Raw genomic sequence first — 21,595 nt, forward strand, 5'->3', positions numbered from 1 at the left:
TTATTATATTGATACCCTTTATAAAATGCATTTAGATAGTCATGTTTATTTATAAACTTTCTTATAGCCAATGCTTCATCATATCTTGGATCGCCTATTTCCATTCCTGAGACATCGATAAATTTAAAACTACCATCAAGATTGATTAGAACATTATCGATTGTGTAATCACCATGAATAATAGTTTGTTTCATATATTTTGGCTTTTCTTTTTTAAGGATCGTTAAGAGTTTTTGATTGCCCTCCGTTTGATTTGAATTCAAATATTTCTCAGCTTTAATGAGTTGATGAGTTAGCCAATCATCATGTTTAAAATGAAATTTATTAGTGTCAAGAGAATGTAAATGATAAATATATTGCCCGAATTTTTCAATTAATTTTAACTTTTGTTTATGTGGGATATTACTATTAAGTGCTTCTGATAATGTAATTCCATTTTCAAAGCTCATAAGAAGGTTACTTGTGTTTTTAATTTTAAAAAAATCATAGAATTTTGGTACAGATATTTCATTTTGGTTTATTAGGCTTTTTAGAGTACTCGCTTCTTTTTTTAGCCATTCATCATAAATATTATGATTTGTAGTTTTTAGCAAATAATAGTTGTCACGGGTTTTTATTTTATAAACAATAGATGTGCATCCTTGATTATCTAATTTTTTAAAATTTAAAATTTAAAATTTCGCCAATTTGATTTTGTAAATAGTGTATTGTTTCTTGTTCCATACAATGACTCCTTTTTTTATGTTTGTTTTAACTTGATATTACTTGTAATTATATTATTTTTTTCATCATTATGTTACTTTATACATATATTTTATAAAATAACAAAGAGGTGAGAATCATGAATGGCCAATTGCATCATATTGAGATTTATGTGAAAGATATAGCAGTTTCTAAAGTTTTTTATGAATGGTTACTACCTAAATTAAATTACCATTTATACCAAGAATGGGATGAAGGGTTCAGTTTTAAATTAAATTCTACATACATAGTTTTTGTTCAAGTTAGTGTTGAGTTTAAAGATTTTGGATATCATCGTAAACAGATAGGGTTAAATCACTTAGCTTTTAGTGTGGACTCTAGAGAAGCGGTGGATCATTTTACTTTAGACTTAAAAAAGAAAGGTATTCCAGTTTTATATGATAATAAACATCCTTACGCTAGTGGAAATGATTCTTATGCTGTTTATTTTGAAGACCCTGACAGAATCAAACTGGAAATTGTAAGTGAAATATAATACTGTTTTTCAAATATATTGAGGTGATTGTATGGAATTAGCATTTGTTAATGGTTTTAATTTATGTCATGTAAAGCAGATCAAAGAAGTGTATGAGTCAGTTGGATGGTCGTCACATGACGAGCATAATATTATAGAAATCTATAACAATAGTACTCATGTTTCAATTGCTATCATGAATAACGAAATTGTTGGCATTGCAAGAGCTTTATCTGATGGCGTATATAATGCTGCTATTTATGATGTTATTGTAAAACCAAAGTATCAAAGTAATCATATCGGTTATCAAATAGTAGAAAACATCCTATTAGAGATTGGGAATGTCTCGTGCATTCATTTAATTTCTACCCTTGGAAACTGTGATTTTTACAAAAAATTAGGATTTAGAAAAACAACAACGGGTATGGCAATCTATCAAAGTGAGCAACTAAGAAATGATTACACTGAGTAAGTGTTATACAAATTGGCTATGATACATATAACTATAATTATTGAAGTAATGAAGAGTAAGAATATCCAACTAACAAGGCGCTAAATAGCAAGACTGATGAATCTAGCAAAATAGAGGCGCGCTAAGAAGCAAGATTGAGAAATCTAGCAAAATAGGAGAGGTCCATAGAATCCTCCCTCGAAAATGTATATTTTTTAATTTTGTATATATGTGTGCTATAACTAATAAATAGGGGTGTAAAATTTATATTTTGGACTATCATATAATATAAGATAACACACTTTTATAAGATCAAAGTTTTTCAATTAATTTGAAATGGAGTAAATATGTATAAAGATTATATTTCTTGGAAACTATTATGTAATATTCAAATGGAGATGTCGTTACGATTTAATAATATCCATATCGAAGATTGGAATTTAGAGTATGAAGCATTTAATTTTAATTTTAATCAAATTACATTTAAAAGCAGATTGGCTAAAAAAACGCCTAAAAAAGCAGGATACTTTGTAGCATTTTGGCATAAAGATGAACAGTATAAAAATGTGCCATTTAGTGTTGATGAATCAAAAGATAAATTGTTGATTAATATTATAGATGGATCAAAGCAAGGGCAGTTTATTTTCCCTAAAGAAATGCTTCAAACAAAAGGGGTTTTAAAGAGTGATCAACATAATGGGAAAATGGCGATGCGTGTGTATCCAAGTTGGGAAGTGGATTTAAATCAATCAGCTCTTAAAACCCAGAGCTGGCAAACGCCATATTTTGTTAATATGTCTGATGTTTATCATAAAGATGAGGTTTTAAGTCTTTATTTAGATTAAGATTTGTACACTACAACAATTATTAAACAGACGAATGAGGTGTATTATGAATTTTAATGACTTAGATGCATATTTAAATGTTCGCGATCAAGATGAAGATCGTTATGTGTACTTGGATGAATTGATTTCGAATTTTGTTGAACGTGTCCCTTTTGAAAATATTAATGTACAAAACGGCTGGGACATCGCACTTGATAATGGAAGTATGTTGCAAAAGATCATTAACGAAAGACGTGGCGGTTATTGTTATGAAAATAATAGACTGTTCCATGAATATTTAAAGTCTAAAGGCTTTGAAAGCTATTTAATATCTGCCAAAATTAATACTCCTTTTGGGTACTGGAGTAGAGAAGGTTCACATATGAGTATCATCACTGTTATGGATGGTGAGAAATTTGTGACTGATGTTGGGTTTGGTGATTTACCTTCTAAGAAAATACCTTTAACTAAATCCGATTCTATAAGCGATGTTAACGGTATTTATAAAGCAGAATATATCAATGAAACGGACTTTGATGTTTTGAAATATGATGAATTTAAAGACGAATGGACGATTCTATATAGGGCTAAAGATATAGAGAGAAACTTAGAAGATTTCAATGATAATATTGAATATAACAGATTTAATCCAGATTCGATTTTTGTTAAGAGATTAATTATTACTAAAGTAAAACCTTATGGAAGAGTTACGATGAGTAATAACCATGTAACGATTACGAGAGATGGCCAAAAGTCTAAAGTGAAAGTGAATGGTGACAATTATCAAGATCTATTAGTTGAATATTTCGACATGCGTAAAATCAATATTAAAACGTTTGATGTGTAACGGATAGCTTTAATGGGTAGAAGGTAACATAATCAAAGTGTTGGTTGTTATTACAATATGAGGAGTTGTTATATATGCAAAATGTTATTATGCGTATTCTGAGATATATTGGTTTTGCGGTTATATTTAGAATGATTCGTAAATTACTGAATAAAGGTACAAATAAGAATAATTCAAACGATAATCAACAATAAATTATTATTTTTATTATATGTATGTTTAATAATGAATACTAAGGGAATATTAATAAAACAAAGCTATTTACCTAGAGTGGTTTTGCAAATAATTTTTTCGTATAAAAAAGCACCTTCTAAAAATCAAAAGATTTTTTAGAAGGTGCTTTTATGTGTTTGAAATTTTACTTATATTAAGCACGCCAACGGTCTAACTTACTCATGAATTTCTTTGTGTACATTTTTTTGAGGAAGAATTTAGATACACGATTCATATCCGATGCTTTAAACCGCTTCAAATTGTAGTCATACATGTCATCAAAGCCTAGATCCATTGTCCATTCACCGTTTTGGTAGCAATGGATGCAATATTTTTCAGATAATGAACCATCTTTTTCAGTGCCATTTGGTGTCTTCTTATCTAATGGAATACCACAACTTTGGCATTGTTTAACTTTGCTCATTTAACCCATCCCCTTTTTATTTAATAATAGCATAAAAGGTTAAGGAAAAGTGATTAAGCTTTATGACCTGCTATGAGTCCTTGTCTCTCCAATAAAGTACCACTGTTTAATAAACTAGAACCCCGCATGACGATGTTTTTACCATATTTCATGCGTATGAAGTCAAGGTGGTTTTCAATTGTTTCTGTCTTAACTTGAAAAGGATCTTCAAATAAAGAAAGCTGCTTGATTTGGTTAGGTATGAACTTCCCAAATGAAATTGCAATGGTCCTACATAATCGATTTGTTTCCAAATGTTCGGATAAATATTTCCATAATAAATTAACAATGACATAGGTGTTCATAAATCCGGTCTTATTAGAAAATTGTTTGCGAACCCCTCCGATATCAGCATATCCAACACTGACACTTATACGAGTAGGGTATAAATTCAACTTTCTTGCACGATAATAAACTTCATCTACTTGTTCATTTAAAACTGTTTTAAGTTCATTCATACTATAGTCTCGCATTAATATTTGTGATTTTCCAAGTGATTTATCATATGTTTTATGAGGTTTTCGGATAATACTTTCATCTATACCATTAGCATGTAAATGGAGGTCAACACCTATCACACCAAAATCACGCTTTAAATATTCAACAGGATAATTTGCTAAATGGCCAACTGTGAAGATACCTTTCTTATTTAGTTTAGCTTCTGTACGGCTATTAATTCCCCACATTTTAGCAAGTGGTTGGATGGGCCATAATTTTTCTGGGACATCTTCGTAACGCCATTCTGATATGCCGAGTGGTGTTTGTTTAGCTTCGAAATCCATGGATAACTTAGCAAGTAATAAATTTGACCCTACACCAATTGTACTACGGATATGTGTATGCTCTAATATCATATCTTGAATCTTTATAGCAAGATTGAAAGGTGAATGAGCAAATAAATGATAAGACTCAGATACATCCATAAAAAATTCATCTATACTATATTGATGGAAATCTTCAGGAGCAACAAATTCTAGTGCGAGTTTGCTTATTTGTGTTGAAAGTTGAATATATTTCTTCATAGATGGATTCATAATATAAATATCTTTGTGTTGAGGTATTTCAAATAACCGTGATCCTGTTGAAATGCCAAGTTTTTTTAGTGGAGGTGTCGCTGCCAGTACTACAGAACCTTGACGTTTTGTATCTGCAACGACTGCAAGTTTTGTGTTTAATGGGTTAAGGCCCTTTTCGATACAAGATGCACAAGCAAAAAAACTCTTTAAATCCACACATAAAATATCTCTATTTAGACAATAATTATAGTCGTACATAAAAGCCACCTCGATTTATAGTACTTCTATTATACGAACGTATGTTCTGTTTTGTAAAGTGATAAGGCACAGAAACTTTATTTAAATTTCAAATAAGCTAATAGTAAACTACATGCGAACAAAAGATAATTAATAATAAATATATTCTTTATCTGTGTTGATTAATGTTTTTAAATAATATAATATGGGAAGAAATTCTTGAGGAGGCTATTATGAAATTTAAATTTGGCACGGCCGTAATTTTATCATCGAGTTTATTAATATCACAATCAGGCGTATATGCTAATGCAAATGATTCTAGTGAAAATAATAAAACACAAACAGAAAATACAAGTAAATCTATTGATTTTAAAGAAGCGCAAGAAATGAGTCCGAATGAATTAACAAATTTACTAACAGAAGAAGATTTAACTTTACATAATAAGGTCGAAGATGATGAATCTACAGAATCAGTACCTCGCATTAAAGAAACGTATCAAGATGTTAATGCATATATTAATAAGCACAATATTAAACCATCTCCTATCACACAAGATGCTAGGATGAAGGATTTACCAAAATATGATTATAAATCAGATAAGTTCATTGGTGTTATCATCCACGAAACAGCAAATAGCAATAGCTCAATAGATAGTGAAATTAAGTACATGTATGAAAATTACGAAAGTGCTTTTGTTCATGCATATGCTGGGAGTAATAAAATAGTACAAACAGCATCCAGTGATTATTTAGCTTGGGGTGCTGGTGCAAAAGCTAATCCTTACTTTTATCAAATTGAGTTAGCAAGATCAAATACGTTTGATCAATTCGCTAAATCTGTAAATAACCAAGCCTATTTAACAGCAAAAATGTTAAAACAAAATGGACTAAAACCATCATTGGCAGATAATAATAGTGAAGGAAAAGGAACGGTCATCAGTCATAACGCAGTTAGTAAAAACTATGGTGGAACAGATCATACAGATCCAATAAGTTACTTTAGCCAATGGGGATATGATATGAATCAATTTTATAATCTTGTACAAAAACATTATGATCAGATGAATGAAACAAGCGAAAATAACGCGATTTCTGGTACAATTTATAAAGTAGCTAAAGGTGACACACTATATAATATTTCAAATAGAAGCGGTGTAAGTATAGCAAACATTAAGAAGTTAAATAATTTAAAATCTAATAATGTAGCAATAGGCCAAACATTAAAACTTAAATAAATAAGAATCCAAAGATATTCCTATAAGTATATTGGACAAAATAATTTCAATCTATTTTATAATGCAGTCAAGTTTTAAAGTAGCACAGTATTTTAGCAAACATATATGTTTAATTGGTAAAACACAATGTTTTTGTAAAAATTTAGATTTTTTTAAAAAATTATAACAATTTGGAAATAATTTGAATTTAGCTAATGATTGGTAGTATAATTAAAGCTAATAACATAATAATTAGTCATTAAAATATTTTGGGATGGTACTTATGAATAGGAATAAAGACAAGGCCTGGTATATAGCGGATGTCGGAGATGATTTGATATATATAGCTGAGAAATTAAATACAAAAGCAAATTCTGAGGATTATCATTTTGAAAATGAACTTTTAATGTTAAAAGAAGTTCTTGAGACATTAGAGAGTTTAGAATGCTTAAAAGAGCACAGTGAATAATATACGAAATTTGTATGGGACTATTCGTTGCATACAGACGTAGGGATCACTTTATTAGATAGCACATCTAGTAAAGAAGATCCTTTTTATTTTGGAAAATTTTATTTTTCTCTTGCCAAAAATAAAAAAATGATATATATTTAAAACGTAGTCATTACGATTTGCATCCCAAGATATCACATTATATGACTACGTACATCAATAATCAATTCCAGGCCAACATATTTTGTTGGCTTCTTTCATTCAAAAATAAAAAAATATGCAAGGAGAAATATAGATGGCGAAAAAATCTAAAATAGCTAAAGAACAAAAGAGAATACAAATGGTTGAAAAATATAGAGAACAACGTGAATTATTAAAAGCAAATCATGATTATGAAGGCCTAAGAAAATTACCACGAGATGCATCACCAACTCGACTAACACGTAGATGCCAAGTAACAGGTAGACCAAGAGGTGTATACAGAAAATTTGGTATGTCTAGAATTGCATTACGTGAATATGCACATAAAGGTCAAATTCCAGGTTTGAAAAAATCAAGCTGGTAAGAAAAATTATAAATTTCTAATGAGCATTCAAGGGAGAATAACAATGGACAAAATACCTGTAACAGTACTGAGTGGCTATTTAGGATCTGGAAAGACAACGTTACTTAATAATATTCTTAAGAATAGAGATGGACTCAAAATAGCAGTCATTGTAAATGATATGAGTGAAATAAATATAGACAAAGATTTAGTTATTGAAGGTGGCGGTATTTCTAGAACTGATGAGAAACTCGTTGAGCTTTCAAATGGTTGTATTTGCTGCACTTTAAGAGAAGATTTACTCAAAGAAGTTGAGAAAATTGCAAAACGTGGGGACGTAGAACAAATTGTAATAGAATCAACAGGTATATCAGAACCGGTTCCAGTTGCTCAAACATTTTCATATATGGACGAAGAACTAGGTATTGATTTAACGAGTATATGTAGACTAGATACGATGGTTACAGTCGTAGATGCATATCGTTTCATTCATGATATTAAATCAGAAGATTTATTAGTAGATAGAGATCAAGGGACAAGCGAAGACGATGAGCGATCAATTTCAGATTTATTAATAGACCAAATTGAATTTTGTGATGTATTAATTCTTAATAAAACAGATTTGGTCAATCAAGAAGATTTAAATCAATTAGAGAATATTTTAAGAAAACTACAGCCTACTGCTCAATTTATAAAGACAAAATATGCAGAAGTAGATTTAAAAGATGTATTGAATACAAAGTTGTTCGATTTTGAGAAAGCTACAAATTCAGCAGGTTGGATCAAAGAATTAACAGAAGGTGGACATGAACATCATACACCTGAGACAGAAGAATATGGCATATCATCATTTGTATATAAGAGAAGATTACCATTTCATGCATCAAGGCTAAATGAATGGATGGAGAATATGCCAGAAAATATTGTTAGATCAAAAGGAATCGTTTGGCTTGCTCAATATAATCAAGTAGCGTGTTTATTATCCCAGGCAGGTTCATTTGTAAATATCCATCCGGTTACATATTGGGTTGATGCAATGAATGAAGCAGAACAACAGAAAATATTAGAAGAAAGACCAGAAGTTAAAGATAATTGGGATCCGGAATATGGAGACAGAGAATCACAATTTGTTATTATAGGACATGATTTAAATAAAGAAGAAATTACAAAAACATTAGATAAATGTTTAATATCAACACAAGAAATAGATCAAGATTGGTCGACATTAAATGATCCATATAAGTGGGTATTATCTTAAATACAATGTGAAATATAAGAAACGTAACAAGAGTCTGAGACATAAATAATGTTTCGGACTCTTATTGTATAAAAAATAAGTAACTGATTTAAACATAATATAATAGCCAGATTTTTACCTGTAGAAAGTACATGTGTATAATGAAAATAAAATCTTGTAACTCAAAAAGGATGATTATATGATATTAGAAACAAATAGACTCAAACTTGTACCGCCAGCGTTTACATATGTTGATACATTATTTGAAATTCATCATAATCCATCGAATCAGAAATTTAATCCTAAAGGGCCAGTAGAAAGTTTAGAAGAATTCAAGGCATCTTATTTAACAGAATGGATTGAGCATTATAAGAAATATGGGTTTGGGTATTATGTTGTTATTCTTAAAGAAGATTATGAACCAATAGGTGTTTGTGGGTTACGATATAAAGATATCAAAGGAGAAACTTATTTAAATATTTATTATAGAATTGACTCACAAAAAACAAAAAATGGTTATGTGTTTGAAGCGAGCACTAAAGTAATCGAACATGTACAAGAGCTGACCAATCATCAATATAAAATTGTAGCACTGACTCAAGAAGAAAATATACCTTCAATAAAAACTGCTGAGTCCCTTGGATTGAAGAGAGATAGCACTTTTGATAACTATCAAGAACAAGGGAATGTTTATTACTTTAGTGAATAATTGAAATGAGGTCATCGTATGGAAATAAAAGTGTTAAATACTAAAGATGTACAAGAATACCGACAATTAAGACTGTTAAGTTTACAAACGAACCCAGAAGCATTCGCGTCAACATATGAAACTGAAATTAAATATCCTATTAGTAAATTCGAACAGCGTTTGGAATCAAATGATACTAAATTTACTTTAGGTGGCTTTTGTGACAATCATTTAGTATGTATCGCTACTTTTTATCGTGAAACAGTAATGAAGTTAAGTCACAAAGGAAATTTAGTAGCTATGTATTGTCATAAATCAAAACGAGGTACAGGTATTTTGGAAAAATTAGTTTCAGAATTAATTAAAAGGGCAACGATGATAGAAGGTTTAAAAGTAATAGATTTAAGTGTTCTTTCAAATAACAAAAGAGCAATCTGTTTTTATGAAAAACTTGGATTTGAGAAGTATGCTACAGAACCAAACGCTATATATGATGGAGCATGTTATCAAGATGAAGATATGATGAGACTAATATTGAAAAATTAAAGACATGGCAATAAAACGAAGACATTAAATGTTGAACTTGTCATCCAAATTAAATAAATAAAACATATCGCAAAATTTCGTTCTTTAACAAAGAAATTTTGCGATTTTTCTATGTTAACGAAACAATGAAGTCTCAATTAATGATATGGAACAACTTATAAGAAGAAATTTAGCTACATGGCTAACGTTATAGAAAGTAAAAAAAATTTATAAACAGGAAAAATATTGTTTAAAATTGATTGAATAATCAAAATTATATGGTAAGATAAACACAATTGAACAATATCAAACAAATAAGGGGATTGATTTGATGAAAAAGGCTATTAAATTTAGTGTTTATATTCTAGTTGTTGTCATGATACTGGCGGGTTGTAGTGGTAATGGAGGAAGTAAGAAAGCACCGAAAGATACTTTAAGGTTGATAGCACCTGCTGATTTAGCGACATTAGATTCAAGTTTGGCAGTGGATGCAGGTGCATTTGAAGTCATGAATGCAACTCAAGAAGGGTTATATCGCTTAGATAAAGATGATAAAGCAGAACCGGCAATAGCAACAGGGGATCCTAAAAAATCAAATGACGGTAAAACGTGGACATTTAAATTAAGAAAAGACGCAAAATGGTCTAACGGTGAACCAGTTACAGCACATGATTTTGTGTATGCTTGGAGAAGAGTTGTTAATCCAAAAACAGCATCTGAATATGCATATATCATGTATGATTTAAAAAATGCAGAAGCGATTAATAAAAGTGAGAAAAAACCTGAAGAATTAGGGGTTAAAGCAATAGATGATCATACATTACAAATGACATTGAATGAAGAATTACCATATTATAAAGAGTTATTATCATTTGGAACATTTATGCCATTGAATGAAAAATTTGTTGAAAAACAAGGTTCTAAATATGGAACGACAGTAGATAAAACACTATATAGTGGTCCATTCGTTATGAAAGATTGGAAAGTTGAAGATGAATTTTCACTTAAGAAGAATAAAAAATACTGGGATAAAGATAATGTAGCACTAAAAGGAATTGACTATAAAGTGATTAAAGATGAGCAAACAGCACTTAATTTATATAATAATGACAAAGTCGATAGTACGGAGTTAAGTTCTCAAAATGTTGAATCAAACAAAGATAAAGAAGGATTTGATACGAATTTAGAATCTGCAACATATTATTTACAATTGAATTTACAAGATAATAAAGATTTACAGAATAAAGACTTGAGAGCAGCAATCGCACAATCAATAGATAAAAAATCATATGTTGACCATAATTTAAATGATGGCTCAACGCCAATTGATACATTTTCACCTAAAAAGGTATTCACAAATGATGATAAACAAGATTATAACAAGTTAGTTAAACCGCCTTACACTTATGATCCTAAAAAAGCAAAAGCATCATTACAAAAAGCTAAAAAATCATTAGGCAAAGATAAAATAGACATTGAATTTTTAACATTCGATCAAGACAATGCTAAAAAAGATGCAGAATACTTTAAAGAACAAGTTGAAAAGCACTTACCAGGTGTAACATTGTCGATTAAACAACAACCAAGTAAGCAAAAAATAGCACTAACTAAAAAAGGTGACTATGATATCGCACTTACAGGATGGGGTCCAGATTATCCAGATCCAATGACATTCTTAGACTTATATCATAGTGAAACAACTAAAGGCGAAACAGGATATGACAATCCTAAATACGATAAAATTATCAATGATGGAAAAACAGTATTACTTAAAGATCCAAACAAACGTTGGGATGAGTTAGCAAAAGCAGAAGATATGTTATTAGATGATGCGATTGTTGTCCCACTATACCAAAAAGGTAAAGCAAGATTAACTAAGAAAGAAGTAAAAGGACGTATTATTCATTATGTAGGTACAAAAGAATACAAACATGTGAAATTAGATAGATAATAACGAAATCAAACACGCATAATTTGATTTCACAAAAAACAACAGACATCCTAAAAATCGAAAGATTTTGATATGGATGTCTGTTTTTGTATGGATGTATTAAATTCGAGTGAATAAATAAGAATTGATTTGTGTGCTTCACAAATTATGATAAGATAAATCCAACATCATTTTATAAGAAAAATTAAGGAGGTATCTACATGGATTATTACACAAGAGACATTAAAAAGTCAGATTTAGATGACATTCACGAATATATGACGAAACCTGAAGTAAGTAAATATCAGACATGTGGTGTAACTTCTTATGAAGAAACTAAAAATTACATAGATGAAATGTTAAATAGAGATGAACATTGTATGTTTAATGTTATTGTTGATGCGGACATAGACAAAGTTATAGGGTCAATACAGCTTGAGCATGATATGAACAATAAAAGTGGTGAAATTGAATTTGTCATTCACCCAGATTACTGGGGAAATGGTATCGCAACTGATGTCGCAAATACAATGATTAAGTATGGTTTTAAAGTTCTTAAATTAAACAGAATATGGGCACAAACGCATATCAACAATACAGCATCAGAAATTGTACTTCAAAAATTAGATATGAAGCATGAAGGTATATTAAGACAAAATGTATTATTGGATGATGAATATCGTGACACGTTATTATATAGTATTTTGAAAGAAGAATTTTAAAAAAATAGTCATATAATAAAAGACAATTCTTTTGTATAATAAATTTGAAATCATAAAAGGAAGGTAACACAATGACTAAAGTATATTTTAACCATGATGGTGGCGTTGATGATTTAATTTCATTATTTTTATTATTACAAATGGAAGAAATTGAATTAATTGGAGTAAGTGCAATTGGAGCAGATTGCTACGTAGAACCAGCAACAAGTGCATCACGTAAAATTATTAATCGATTCTCTAATCAAAAGCTAGATGTTGCTTCTTCAAATGAAAGAGGTAAAAATCCATTCCCGAAAGATTGGAGAATGCATGCGTTTTTAGTTGATGCGATGCCTATTTTAAATGAAGATATGAAAATTCGCTCAAATATTGCTGAAAAAAACGCTTCAGAAGATATTATCGAGAAATTATTAAAGGCGGAAGAGAAAGTTACATTACTCTTTACCGGACCTTTAACAGATTTAGCTAAAAGTCTAAAAGATGAACCGAGAATTGAAGAACGAATTGAAAGATTAGTTTGGATGGGTGGCACACTTTTAGAAAAAGGTAATGTTGAAGAGCCTGAACATGATGGAACAGCAGAATGGAATGCTTTTTGGGATCCAGAAGCGGTTAAGACTGTTTTTGATACAAACATAAAAATAGATATGGTTGCTTTAGAGAGCACGAATCAAGTACCGTTAACACCTGATATTCGTAAGAGATGGGCAAATGAAAGAACATACGAAGGTGTAGATTTCTTAGGTGTTTGTTATGCTTTAGTGCCACCATTAACACACTTTGTGACTAATTCAACATATTTCTTATGGGATGTATTAACGACAGCTTACGTTGGTAAACCAGAGTTAGTGACAAAAGAAGAAATTAAAATAGGTGTATTAACAGATGGACCGAGTCAAGGTAGAACATTTAAAAGTGATGAAGGTAGAATTGTAAACATTATTAATGATGTCGACCGTGATGGATTTTTCGACTATATGACTGATCTAGCAAAGAAAGTTAAATAAAAGCAAAAGGTCTCTCAAAGTGTATAAATACGCTTTGAGAGACCTTTTTACATTCCATTCGTATAATTTTAAAAATAAAATAAAAAAATTTGAAATTTCTTTACCCTATGATATTAAAGGGTGCAACGCTATTTTACAAAAAGAAAGCGGTTGTAAAGTTTGGTTAAATAATTTTTAATAGGTTATATGTTTATATAGAGAAAATAGGGAGTGGGAATAAATATGAAGTTTAAGAAAGATGAAGTTAACGTCGTAGATTCCAGTAAAACGAGAAAAACTGTAGTTGCGACCGGGATAGGTAATGCAATTGAGTGGTTTGATTTCGGTTTATACGCTCAACTTGCAGTTATTATTAGTGCGAATTTTTTCGGAAACATGCCTAAAGAAATTCAATTAGCATCAACTTTTGCGGTATTTGCATTTGCATTTATAGTTAGACCGATTGGTGGTATATTCTTTAGTCATTTAGGAGATAAACACGGCCGTAAAGTTGTATTATCAACTACAATAATATTAATGGCGTTCTCAACGTTAGCACTAGGTTTATTACCAACACAACATCAAATAGGTATTTGGGCTCCAATATTATTGCTTATTGTTAGAATGATACAATCGTTCTCTACAGGTGGAGAATATGCAGGTGCCATGACATACATAGCTGAAATATCTCCAGATAAGACAAGAGGTAAATTAGGTAGTGGATTAGAAATCGGGACATTATCTGGAAGTATATTAGCTGCTTTATTAGTCGGTATTATGTATGCTGTGTTAGATAATGAGCAAATGTCTTCATGGGGTTGGAGAGTACCATTCATTATAGCAGCACCTTTAGGGATAATAGGTGTTTACTTAAGAAAGAATCTTGATGAAAGTCCGGCTTATGAAACAAGCTTAGAAGAACAAGAAGAGCTAGAATTTTCATATAAAGATATATTTAAGAAGTATTGGAAAGATATCATTGTATGCTTTGCTGGGGTAGCATTTTTAAACGTAGCAAATTATATGGTGCTATCTTATATGCCATCATTCCTAAACGGAACCATTCATTTGGGCGGAACGATGAGTAGTGTATTAAGTATTATAACGATGGCAGCGATGATACCAGCTGTATTTTTCTTCGGTTGGTACAGTGATAAAGTCGGAAATAAAAATACAATCATGTTTGGATTAATAGGATTCAGTTTATTCTCCGTATTGGCATTTTGGTTAATGAGCGTTCCTTCAATACCAATGATTATAATAGGACTATTTATAATAGCGCTATTCATGGCAACTTTCGAAGGCGTAATGCCGTCTGTCTTGCCTAGTATTTTCTATACTAAAGTAAGACTTAGAACGTTATCTCTTGTATATAATATAGGTGCAGCAATATTTGGTGGGTTAACACCATTTATCTTAACAACGTTAGTGGAAACAACCGGACAAAAAATTGCACCGTCATATTATTTAACATTTATAAACGTAATTGGATTATTAATATTCTTATTTATGTTTAAGACAACTTCAAATAAATCGTTAAAAGGCTCTTATCCAAACGTAGATAACAAAGCAGACTTAAAAGAAGTTTATGAAAATCCGAAAGATGCGCTTTGGTGGACTGCCGAAGATGAAGAAGAAGCGAATAAAATATAAAAATTCAGATCATATTATTTAAATAATAAATAATCTAAATTGAAAAACAGCTCGCATTAACAAAGTTAAACTTGTTAATGCGAGCTGTTTTTAATAGAACTGATTAATATATTAAATATTAAATGATGACGCTATATTACACCGCTTCAACATTTAATTTTACATCGATATTATTTCTTGTTGCTTTTGAATAAGGGCAGAAGTCATGAGCGTCTTGTAAATATTTTTCTGCATCTTCTTGAGATACATTTTTCACTTTTGCATCAATGTCTACTTCTAATTTTGGACTTTCTGCATTTTCGTCGTCTACTAGACGTACTGTTAATGTTACTTCAGGTTCTGCATCTCGTACTTTATTTTGTTTAAGGATAAGATCAAATGCACCATTGAAACATGAAGCATAACCTGCAGCAAATAATTGTTCAGGGTTTGTTGCGTTACCATCTGCTTGTTGAGGTGGTAATACATCTACATCTATTGCTTTATCGTCCGTATATACATGTCCTTTACGTCCACCAGTATTTGTAGCTTTAGTTTCATAATGTGTTGCCATTTCAAAGACCTCCTAATAGTTTATAATATATGTTTACCCTTAATTAATAATATAAATCATATGTTAGATTGTTAATGGTTATTGTATGCTATCAAATTTAAGTATAAAAACATTACTTAATATGAAATAATATACTTAACAGATAAAGAGAGGTACCAATATGAGGGCAATTTCAATCGGTGTTTTAGCATCATTATTTTTTGCGATAACTTTTGTTTTAAATCATATGATGGCGAAAGAAGGCGGGAGTTGGCTGTTCAGTTCTTCATTAAGGTTTATGTTTATGTTGCCATTTCTATGGATAATCGTCGCAATTAAAGGAAATATTTCAACAGTATTTAATCATATTAACAAAAATAAAAAAGAATGGTTCGTCTGGAGCACTGTAGCCTTTGTATTTTTTTATGCACCATTAACTTTTGCTGCAGAGTTTAGTCCTGGATGGTTAATATCTGGTACTTGGCAAATAACGATTATAAGTGGAATGCTACTAGCACCGTTATTTGTCGAAAAAATTATGATAAATAATGAAGAAAGATTTATTAGACACAAAATTCCGTGGAGGTCATTGTTAATTTCAAGCATTATGATCTTGGGAATTATCATAATTCAAGTACCACAATTTAGCGAGATAAGTATTCACACATTCTTGCTTGGATTTGTACCAGTATTAATTGCAGCTTTTAGCTATCCTTTAGGAAATAGAAAAATGATGGAAGTTGTGAAGAATGAAATTGGTACAATTGAAAGAGTGTTTGGCATGACGATAATCACAATACCAATATGGGGTGTGATTTTTGGAATAGGATATGTGACGGATGGATTACCTTCTTCAGTACAAGTGTTGCAATCATTCATAGTTGCTTTATTTTCTGGCATTATTGCGACTGTATTATTTTTCTATGCAACAAATATCGTTAAAGATAATCAAGAGAAACTTGCTGCAGTGGAGGCAACACAGTCTTTAGAAGTCGTATTTGCAATAATAGGAGAGATGTTATTACTTAGCTTACCATTGCCAGGTATACTCAGTTTAATAGGCGTTGCACTTATCGTAATAGGGATGGTTATTTATAGCTTTATAGATCATGTCCCTTTGAAAAAATGAATAAAAATCGTGTTTAAATTTCTATAATATGGGTATATAATAATTAATGAATGGAAAATCATTCAAAATGATTAGTAAAGGGTGATTGAGAATGGCACAAGAAGATAAATTCGAACAAGCAAAAGGTAACGTTAAAGAAACAATTGGAAATGTTACTGAAAATCAAGATTTAGAAAATGAAGGTAAAAAAGATAAAGCAACAGGTAAAGCTAAAGAAGTTGTAGACAATGCTAAAGAAAAAGCAAATGATCTAATCGATAAATTTAAAAAATAAAATCATTTGTTTCAAACTTAATTAAAACGAGGAAATCATGTTCACCATGATTTCCTCGTTTTTTACTGAATTATTTTAAATCTGATTTATCAATGTTCCACGTCATTCTATAATTTTTGTCAGATGATTCTAATTGTAGTCTCACATCAAATTTATCAGCATCAGGTACGTCATAATACACATATCCAGATTCTTTTTCACCTGGTTTTAAATTAGCTGAGAAACCATCGTTGCTATCATCCATACCATAGAATTTTGAAACGGTTTGACCATCTGCAGCGACACTAAAGTTAGTATCACCAACAATCAAGCTAGAGTTGTTAATATTTTCAAGTTTATAATAAACTTTTAAGACTTTCCCTTTATTAGGTTTACTATATTTACTTGTAGGCTTAACATATTCAGCTTTTTCAACTGTAACTTTAGTTCCAATTGCATCAATTGAATTGCCAATATTACTAGTTTTCGATTCTATGGAACTATCGTTTTTGTCTTCTTCAGTCGTAGATTCCTCAGTTGTAGATTCTTCGGTCGTGGACTCTTCAGTTGTATTTTCTTCAGTCTTTTTTTCTTCAGTAGACTTGTCTTCAGTCTGATTTGTGATATTATCAATTTGCTCTTTAATTGGACCAGCAGCACAAGCACCTAAAATTACAGCAAGTATGATGAATACTAATAAGCAGCCACCACAACCAAACAACCATGGCTTAACATTACTACCGTTGCCATCCCCCGATTGAGCTGATTGGTTTTGTTGATGTTCTTGATTTGATTCACTAAATGGATTGTCTTGTTGTGAATTTTGCTTATCTGAGGTGTCTTGATTAAATGGATTTTGGTCTGAATTATTCATTGTACTTCCCCCTCACAGACAGTTTTTAATAAATATTACATTGCGAAATTACAAATAATTAACAAGTGTAAATTTTATTAATTGTTATTAGTTTATAGTAAATTTCAATATAAATCTACATATAATAAGAAAAAATACTAAATATGAATAAAATATTGTATTCGTGCTTAAAGTTAGTCTATAAATATTGATTAATAGGTGCTGCTTCATTTAAACTAAAGAAAAAGGAGTGGTAATCATGTATCAAAATATTTTATTTGGAATCAATACAGACATGAAGAACGAAAAAGTATTAGAACAGATTGCTAAACTAACGGGTGAAGGTTCAGAAGTTACAATTGTTAATGTTGTCAGTGAAAAAGATATGCAGGCTTCTGTTCGAACGGGTGTACATTTTGATGAAATAAAAGAAAGACGACAAGAATCAATGAAACATGTATTTAACTATTTTAATGAACAAAACATTAAGTATAAATTAGACTTTGTTAAAGGAAATCCAAAATCTACACTTGTAAATAAAGCAAATAGCGGTGATTTTGATATTGTTGTTTTAAGTAACAGAAAAGCAGAAGACGAAGACAAGATAGTGCTAGGTAGTGTTAGCCATAAAGTTGCTAAGAGAGCTAAAATTCCAGTTTTAATTGTTAAATAATAAAGTAAGAAAAGGGAATTAACGACTGTTAATTTCCTTTTTCTTTTTATACATATGATAACGTTTCATAGAAAAAAACTTGAGACTCATGTAAAATATATATAAATGAAATTGGAGGAATGACTATGAATAATGAAAATGATAAAACCTTTCCAAAAATTGTTGCAACAATATCTTTAGAAAGCAAACAAGATATTTCTAAAACAATAGAAGAATTAGAATCTAATGAATCCTCAATTGATATTGTAGAATTTCGAGCAGACACTTTAAAAGATACTTCAATAGAAAATATTAATGATGTATTGAAACAGTTTAAATCAGAATATCAATTAAAACCGATATTATTTACGTACCGTTCGACTGGTCAAGGTGGATATGGAGAGTTTGATCATGAGAATTACTACCAATTAATGCAAGATATTATATGTAACCAAAAGGCAGATTATGTAGATATTCAATTAGATACTTATGAAGACAATTTAATGAATTGCATAACAAAAGCTAATCATAATAAGGTAAAGATCATTATTTCACATCATGATTTTAAAATGACACCTGATGAAGAAGAAATGTTTGTAACATATGAGAAGATGGCAGAACTAGGGGCAGATATTGGGAAATTAGCTGTTATGCCACAAAATGAAAAGAATTTATTATCAATGTTAAATGCACTAAATAGAGCACATCATCGTTTAGATATCGATGTTGTAGGTATATCTATGGGCGAGTTAGGTAAAATGACTAGAATTATTGGTGGCATATTTGGTTCTAAATTCACATATGGCTATGTTGGAAAAGAAGCTGCTCCAGGACAATTACATGTTAAAGAAATCAAGAAACAATTAGCTTTATACAAATGATCATGATGAACCTGAAATCTATATATAGTAGAGTTCAGGTTTATTTATATGTTATAATTGAAAATAATTATCATTTGTTAAATAGGAGTGTAAACATGGAACTACAAGAAGCGATTATAAATAGAAGAAGCGTTAAAAATTATACACATGATATGCAAATCGATGAAGAAAAAGTAATGTCGTTAGTAGAATTAGCAACTTATGCACCTAATCACGGAATGAGAGAACCGTGGAGATTAGTATATATTAGTAAAGAAAAGCTACCTGAATTCGCAAATGAAGTAGCACAAGCTGCTTTTGTAAATGATGAAAATCAACAAGAAAAATATATAAATAAAGTTACAAAAGTAGGTGGAATGTTTGTCATTCTATCAAAGCGAGATTCACGACAAAAGGAAGACTTAGAAAATCAAATGGCGATTGGTACGTTTATACAAAACTTAATGTTACTCATTCATGAAGCTGGAATGGGGTCTTGTTGGAAAACACCAGAATTTATATTTAAACCTAAATTCCGTCAAATAGTAGGTGCATTTGATGATGAATATGTAAATGGATTCTTATATGTAACCGAAAAAGATGCCAAAGTAAAAGTAATGAATAGAAAAAACAAATCATTAATTTCATATTGGTAAAATCATAATAATCTTTCTATATCTATTGAAATAAAAAAGAGTGGGAAAGAAATCTGTTTCAATTAGATTTCTTTCCCACTCTTTTTTGAATTGAGGCAAGAGATAAATGTATTATTTTAAATTTTCAGCTAAGAATGCTTTAACTTCTTCAGGTGTTTTAGCATTAGCTGAATGTAAGTGTGCTAATTTTTCATTGCCTTTAAATACTAATAAACTAGGAATGCCCATTACATCGTTTTCTGTAGCTGCTTCTGGCACTTGATCACGGTTAATTTGATACCAATTAAAATTGTTATATTCATCAATAATTGGGTCAATCCAATGATCCATACGTGTGCAGTCTGGACACCAATCTGCGAAGAATTTAACTACTACTGGTTCTTCACTTTGTACAATCTCTTCAAATTCTGCATATTGACTTATCGTTCTCATATTAAATGCTCCTTAATTATAATATTATTAATTACAAGTATAGCTTATTTTTGATTATTTAAAAAATATTTAACTCATGACTATGTGTTATGAATGAATATTGGTATAATATAAATAAATAGATATTTGGAGGTCGCGACATGATAAAATTTTATCAATATCCTAACTGTACAACATGTAAAAAAGCAGCAAAATTTCTAGAAATGAATGGAGCAAGCTTCGAACCAATTGATATTACACAGTTAACACCAACAGCAAACGAATTAAAGGATTTTATTGATGGAACTGATATTACAGTAAATCAATTGTTTAACACACGAGGTGCAAAATACCGTGAGTTAGGTTTGAAAGATAAAATAGATGATTTATCAGATAACGAAAAATTTGATTTATTAGCATCAGACGGCATGTTAATTAAGAGACCATTAGCTGTACTTGGCAATAAAATTACTTTAGGTTTTAAAGAAGAAGAATATCGCCAAACATGGCTATAAAATAGTTGCTTGAATAATGGCTTTATGTCATGATAATAATGGAATTACATACAGGAGGGGATTACTTTGACAGTACCTAGTGAATTAAAATATTCTAAAGAACATGAATGGGTAAAAATTGATGGCGATGTTGTAACAATCGGTATTACTGATTTTGCACAATCAGAATTAGGGGACATCGTGTTTGTTGAATTACCTGAAGAAGGCGATGAACTAACTAGTGGAGATTCATTCGGAAGCGTAGAATCTGTTAAAACAGTTTCTGAATTATATGCACCACTTTCTGGTAAAGTAGTAGAAGTAAATGAAGAATTAGAAGATAGCCCTGAATTCGTAAATGAATCTTCATATGATAAAGCATGGATGGTCAAAGTTGAATTATCCGATAAAGCACAATTAGATGAACTATTAGATGCTGATGCTTATAGTGAAATGATAGGTGAATAGTATTAAATTTAACTCCACGGTACAGTTGTATCATGGAGTTTTTTTAAAATGAAATATGACTTAAAACTCC

The 21,595-nt window shown here is 30.4% G+C and carries 27 protein-coding genes; 21 read left to right on the plus strand and 6 right to left on the minus strand.

Annotated features, from left to right (window positions below):
* The coding region (locus CD111_RS04365; RefSeq protein ID WP_103268489.1) for an aminoglycoside phosphotransferase family protein at positions 1-593 on the minus strand (593 nt) is incomplete at its 3' end.
* Between the two features lie 248 nt (positions 594-841).
* Between CD111_RS04365 and CD111_RS04370 the strand changes: the two genes are divergently transcribed.
* The 4 genes from CD111_RS04370 (at position 842) to CD111_RS04385 (ending at position 3,338) form a co-directional block, all read left to right on the plus strand.
* Complete coding sequence (locus CD111_RS04370) at positions 842-1,237, plus strand: VOC family protein (RefSeq protein ID WP_095089112.1); 396 nt, start codon at positions 842-844, stop codon at positions 1,235-1,237.
* Positions 1,238-1,268: 31 nt separating this feature from the next.
* Positions 1,269-1,688, plus strand: a complete 420-nt coding sequence (locus CD111_RS04375) for a GNAT family N-acetyltransferase (RefSeq protein WP_095089109.1) — start codon at positions 1,269-1,271, stop codon at positions 1,686-1,688.
* Between the two features lie 326 nt (positions 1,689-2,014).
* On the plus strand, positions 2,015-2,512 hold the full coding sequence (locus tag CD111_RS04380; protein WP_095089105.1) for a MepB family protein: 498 nt from the start codon (positions 2,015-2,017) through the stop codon (positions 2,510-2,512).
* A 46-nt stretch (positions 2,513-2,558) separates the two neighbouring features.
* Positions 2,559-3,338, plus strand: coding sequence for an arylamine N-acetyltransferase family protein (locus tag CD111_RS04385; RefSeq protein WP_158245675.1), 780 nt, complete (start codon positions 2,559-2,561; stop codon positions 3,336-3,338).
* 367 nt (positions 3,339-3,705) lie between these two features.
* Here the strand turns inward: CD111_RS04385 and CD111_RS04390 are convergent, their stop codons facing one another.
* The gene (locus CD111_RS04390) at positions 3,706-3,975 is read right to left on the minus strand and encodes a zinc ribbon domain-containing protein (RefSeq protein WP_095089101.1); all 270 of its coding nucleotides are present in this window, start codon (positions 3,973-3,975) and stop codon (positions 3,706-3,708) included.
* Between the two features lie 53 nt (positions 3,976-4,028).
* On the minus strand, positions 4,029-5,288 hold the full coding sequence (locus CD111_RS04395) for a Y-family DNA polymerase (RefSeq protein ID WP_095089099.1): 1,260 nt from the start codon (positions 5,286-5,288) through the stop codon (positions 4,029-4,031).
* A 212-nt stretch (positions 5,289-5,500) separates the two neighbouring features.
* On the opposite strand from CD111_RS04395, the gene CD111_RS04400 reads away from it, so the two are divergent.
* The 10 genes from CD111_RS04400 to CD111_RS04445 all read left to right on the plus strand — a co-directional run bounded on the left by CD111_RS04400 (position 5,501) and on the right by CD111_RS04445 (position 15,217).
* Positions 5,501-6,502 (plus strand): LysM peptidoglycan-binding domain-containing protein, encoded by a 1,002-nt coding sequence (locus CD111_RS04400; RefSeq protein WP_095089097.1) that lies wholly within the window; start codon positions 5,501-5,503, stop codon positions 6,500-6,502.
* A 262-nt stretch (positions 6,503-6,764) separates the two neighbouring features.
* On the plus strand, positions 6,765-6,950 hold the full coding sequence (locus tag CD111_RS04405) for a hypothetical protein (protein WP_095089095.1): 186 nt from the start codon (positions 6,765-6,767) through the stop codon (positions 6,948-6,950).
* 277 nt (positions 6,951-7,227) lie between these two features.
* Positions 7,228-7,497 carry a 30S ribosomal protein S14 gene (gene rpsN, locus CD111_RS04410; protein WP_095089093.1) on the plus strand — a complete coding sequence of 90 codons (270 nt, stop codon included), beginning with the start codon at positions 7,228-7,230 and terminating at the stop codon, positions 7,495-7,497.
* Positions 7,498-7,540: 43 nt separating this feature from the next.
* Complete coding sequence (locus CD111_RS04415) at positions 7,541-8,734, plus strand: GTP-binding protein (RefSeq protein ID WP_095089091.1); 1,194 nt, start codon at positions 7,541-7,543, stop codon at positions 8,732-8,734.
* 178 nt (positions 8,735-8,912) lie between these two features.
* Entirely contained in the window at positions 8,913-9,422 is a 510-nt protein-coding gene (locus CD111_RS04420; RefSeq protein WP_095089089.1) for a GNAT family N-acetyltransferase, read from the plus strand.
* 18 nt (positions 9,423-9,440) lie between these two features.
* Positions 9,441-9,947, plus strand: coding sequence for a GNAT family N-acetyltransferase (locus CD111_RS04425; protein ID WP_095089087.1), 507 nt, complete (start codon positions 9,441-9,443; stop codon positions 9,945-9,947).
* A 310-nt stretch (positions 9,948-10,257) separates the two neighbouring features.
* The gene (locus CD111_RS04430; RefSeq protein WP_095089085.1) at positions 10,258-11,877 is read left to right on the plus strand and encodes a peptide ABC transporter substrate-binding protein; all 1,620 of its coding nucleotides are present in this window, start codon (positions 10,258-10,260) and stop codon (positions 11,875-11,877) included.
* Between the two features lie 200 nt (positions 11,878-12,077).
* Entirely contained in the window at positions 12,078-12,578 is a 501-nt protein-coding gene (locus CD111_RS04435) for a GNAT family N-acetyltransferase (protein WP_095089083.1), read from the plus strand.
* A gap of 71 nt (positions 12,579-12,649) precedes the next feature.
* Positions 12,650-13,585 carry a nucleoside hydrolase gene (locus CD111_RS04440; RefSeq protein WP_095089081.1) on the plus strand — a complete coding sequence of 312 codons (936 nt, stop codon included), beginning with the start codon at positions 12,650-12,652 and terminating at the stop codon, positions 13,583-13,585.
* A gap of 222 nt (positions 13,586-13,807) precedes the next feature.
* Positions 13,808-15,217, plus strand: coding sequence for an MFS transporter (locus CD111_RS04445; RefSeq protein WP_095089079.1), 1,410 nt, complete (start codon positions 13,808-13,810; stop codon positions 15,215-15,217).
* Positions 15,218-15,353: 136 nt separating this feature from the next.
* Here the strand turns inward: CD111_RS04445 and CD111_RS04450 are convergent, their stop codons facing one another.
* The gene (locus CD111_RS04450; RefSeq protein ID WP_095089077.1) at positions 15,354-15,770 is read right to left on the minus strand and encodes an organic hydroperoxide resistance protein; all 417 of its coding nucleotides are present in this window, start codon (positions 15,768-15,770) and stop codon (positions 15,354-15,356) included.
* Between the two features lie 160 nt (positions 15,771-15,930).
* Between CD111_RS04450 and CD111_RS04455 the strand changes: the two genes are divergently transcribed.
* Together CD111_RS04455 and CD111_RS04460 are read left to right on the plus strand one after the other, a co-directional pair.
* Positions 15,931-16,878 (plus strand): DMT family transporter, encoded by a 948-nt coding sequence (locus tag CD111_RS04455; protein WP_095089075.1) that lies wholly within the window; start codon positions 15,931-15,933, stop codon positions 16,876-16,878.
* 91 nt (positions 16,879-16,969) lie between these two features.
* Complete coding sequence (locus CD111_RS04460) at positions 16,970-17,152, plus strand: CsbD family protein (protein WP_095089073.1); 183 nt, start codon at positions 16,970-16,972, stop codon at positions 17,150-17,152.
* 70 nt (positions 17,153-17,222) lie between these two features.
* On the opposite strand, the gene CD111_RS04465 is transcribed toward CD111_RS04460, so the two are convergent.
* Positions 17,223-18,005: a DUF4352 domain-containing protein gene (locus tag CD111_RS04465; RefSeq protein ID WP_095089071.1), complete on the minus strand. Its 783-nt coding sequence runs from the start codon at positions 18,003-18,005 to the stop codon at positions 17,223-17,225.
* 238 nt (positions 18,006-18,243) lie between these two features.
* On the opposite strand from CD111_RS04465, the gene CD111_RS04470 reads away from it, so the two are divergent.
* From CD111_RS04470 to CD111_RS04480, 3 genes are all read left to right on the plus strand, one after another.
* Positions 18,244-18,657, plus strand: coding sequence for a universal stress protein (locus CD111_RS04470; protein ID WP_095089069.1), 414 nt, complete (start codon positions 18,244-18,246; stop codon positions 18,655-18,657).
* 125 nt (positions 18,658-18,782) lie between these two features.
* On the plus strand, positions 18,783-19,517 hold the full coding sequence (aroD, locus tag CD111_RS04475; protein WP_095089067.1) for a type I 3-dehydroquinate dehydratase: 735 nt from the start codon (positions 18,783-18,785) through the stop codon (positions 19,515-19,517).
* Between the two features lie 95 nt (positions 19,518-19,612).
* The gene (locus tag CD111_RS04480) at positions 19,613-20,152 is read left to right on the plus strand and encodes a nitroreductase family protein (protein ID WP_095089065.1); all 540 of its coding nucleotides are present in this window, start codon (positions 19,613-19,615) and stop codon (positions 20,150-20,152) included.
* A gap of 111 nt (positions 20,153-20,263) precedes the next feature.
* Here CD111_RS04480 and CD111_RS04485 read toward each other — a convergent pair whose 3' ends face one another.
* Positions 20,264-20,584, minus strand: a complete 321-nt coding sequence (locus tag CD111_RS04485) for a thioredoxin family protein (RefSeq protein ID WP_095089063.1) — start codon at positions 20,582-20,584, stop codon at positions 20,264-20,266.
* 140 nt (positions 20,585-20,724) lie between these two features.
* Here CD111_RS04485 and CD111_RS04490 point away from each other — a divergent pair, with 140 nt between their 5' ends.
* Together CD111_RS04490 and gcvH are read left to right on the plus strand one after the other, a co-directional pair.
* The gene (locus tag CD111_RS04490; protein WP_095089061.1) at positions 20,725-21,078 is read left to right on the plus strand and encodes an arsenate reductase family protein; all 354 of its coding nucleotides are present in this window, start codon (positions 20,725-20,727) and stop codon (positions 21,076-21,078) included.
* 66 nt (positions 21,079-21,144) lie between these two features.
* Positions 21,145-21,525 (plus strand): glycine cleavage system protein GcvH, encoded by a 381-nt coding sequence (gene gcvH / locus CD111_RS04495; protein ID WP_016911596.1) that lies wholly within the window; start codon positions 21,145-21,147, stop codon positions 21,523-21,525.
* The last annotated feature ends 70 nt before the right edge of the window (positions 21,526-21,595 follow it).

It is taken from the genome of Mammaliicoccus stepanovicii (genome assembly GCF_002902525.1).
In the GTDB taxonomy this organism is placed as follows: Bacteria; Bacillota; Bacilli; order Staphylococcales; family Staphylococcaceae; genus Mammaliicoccus; species Mammaliicoccus stepanovicii.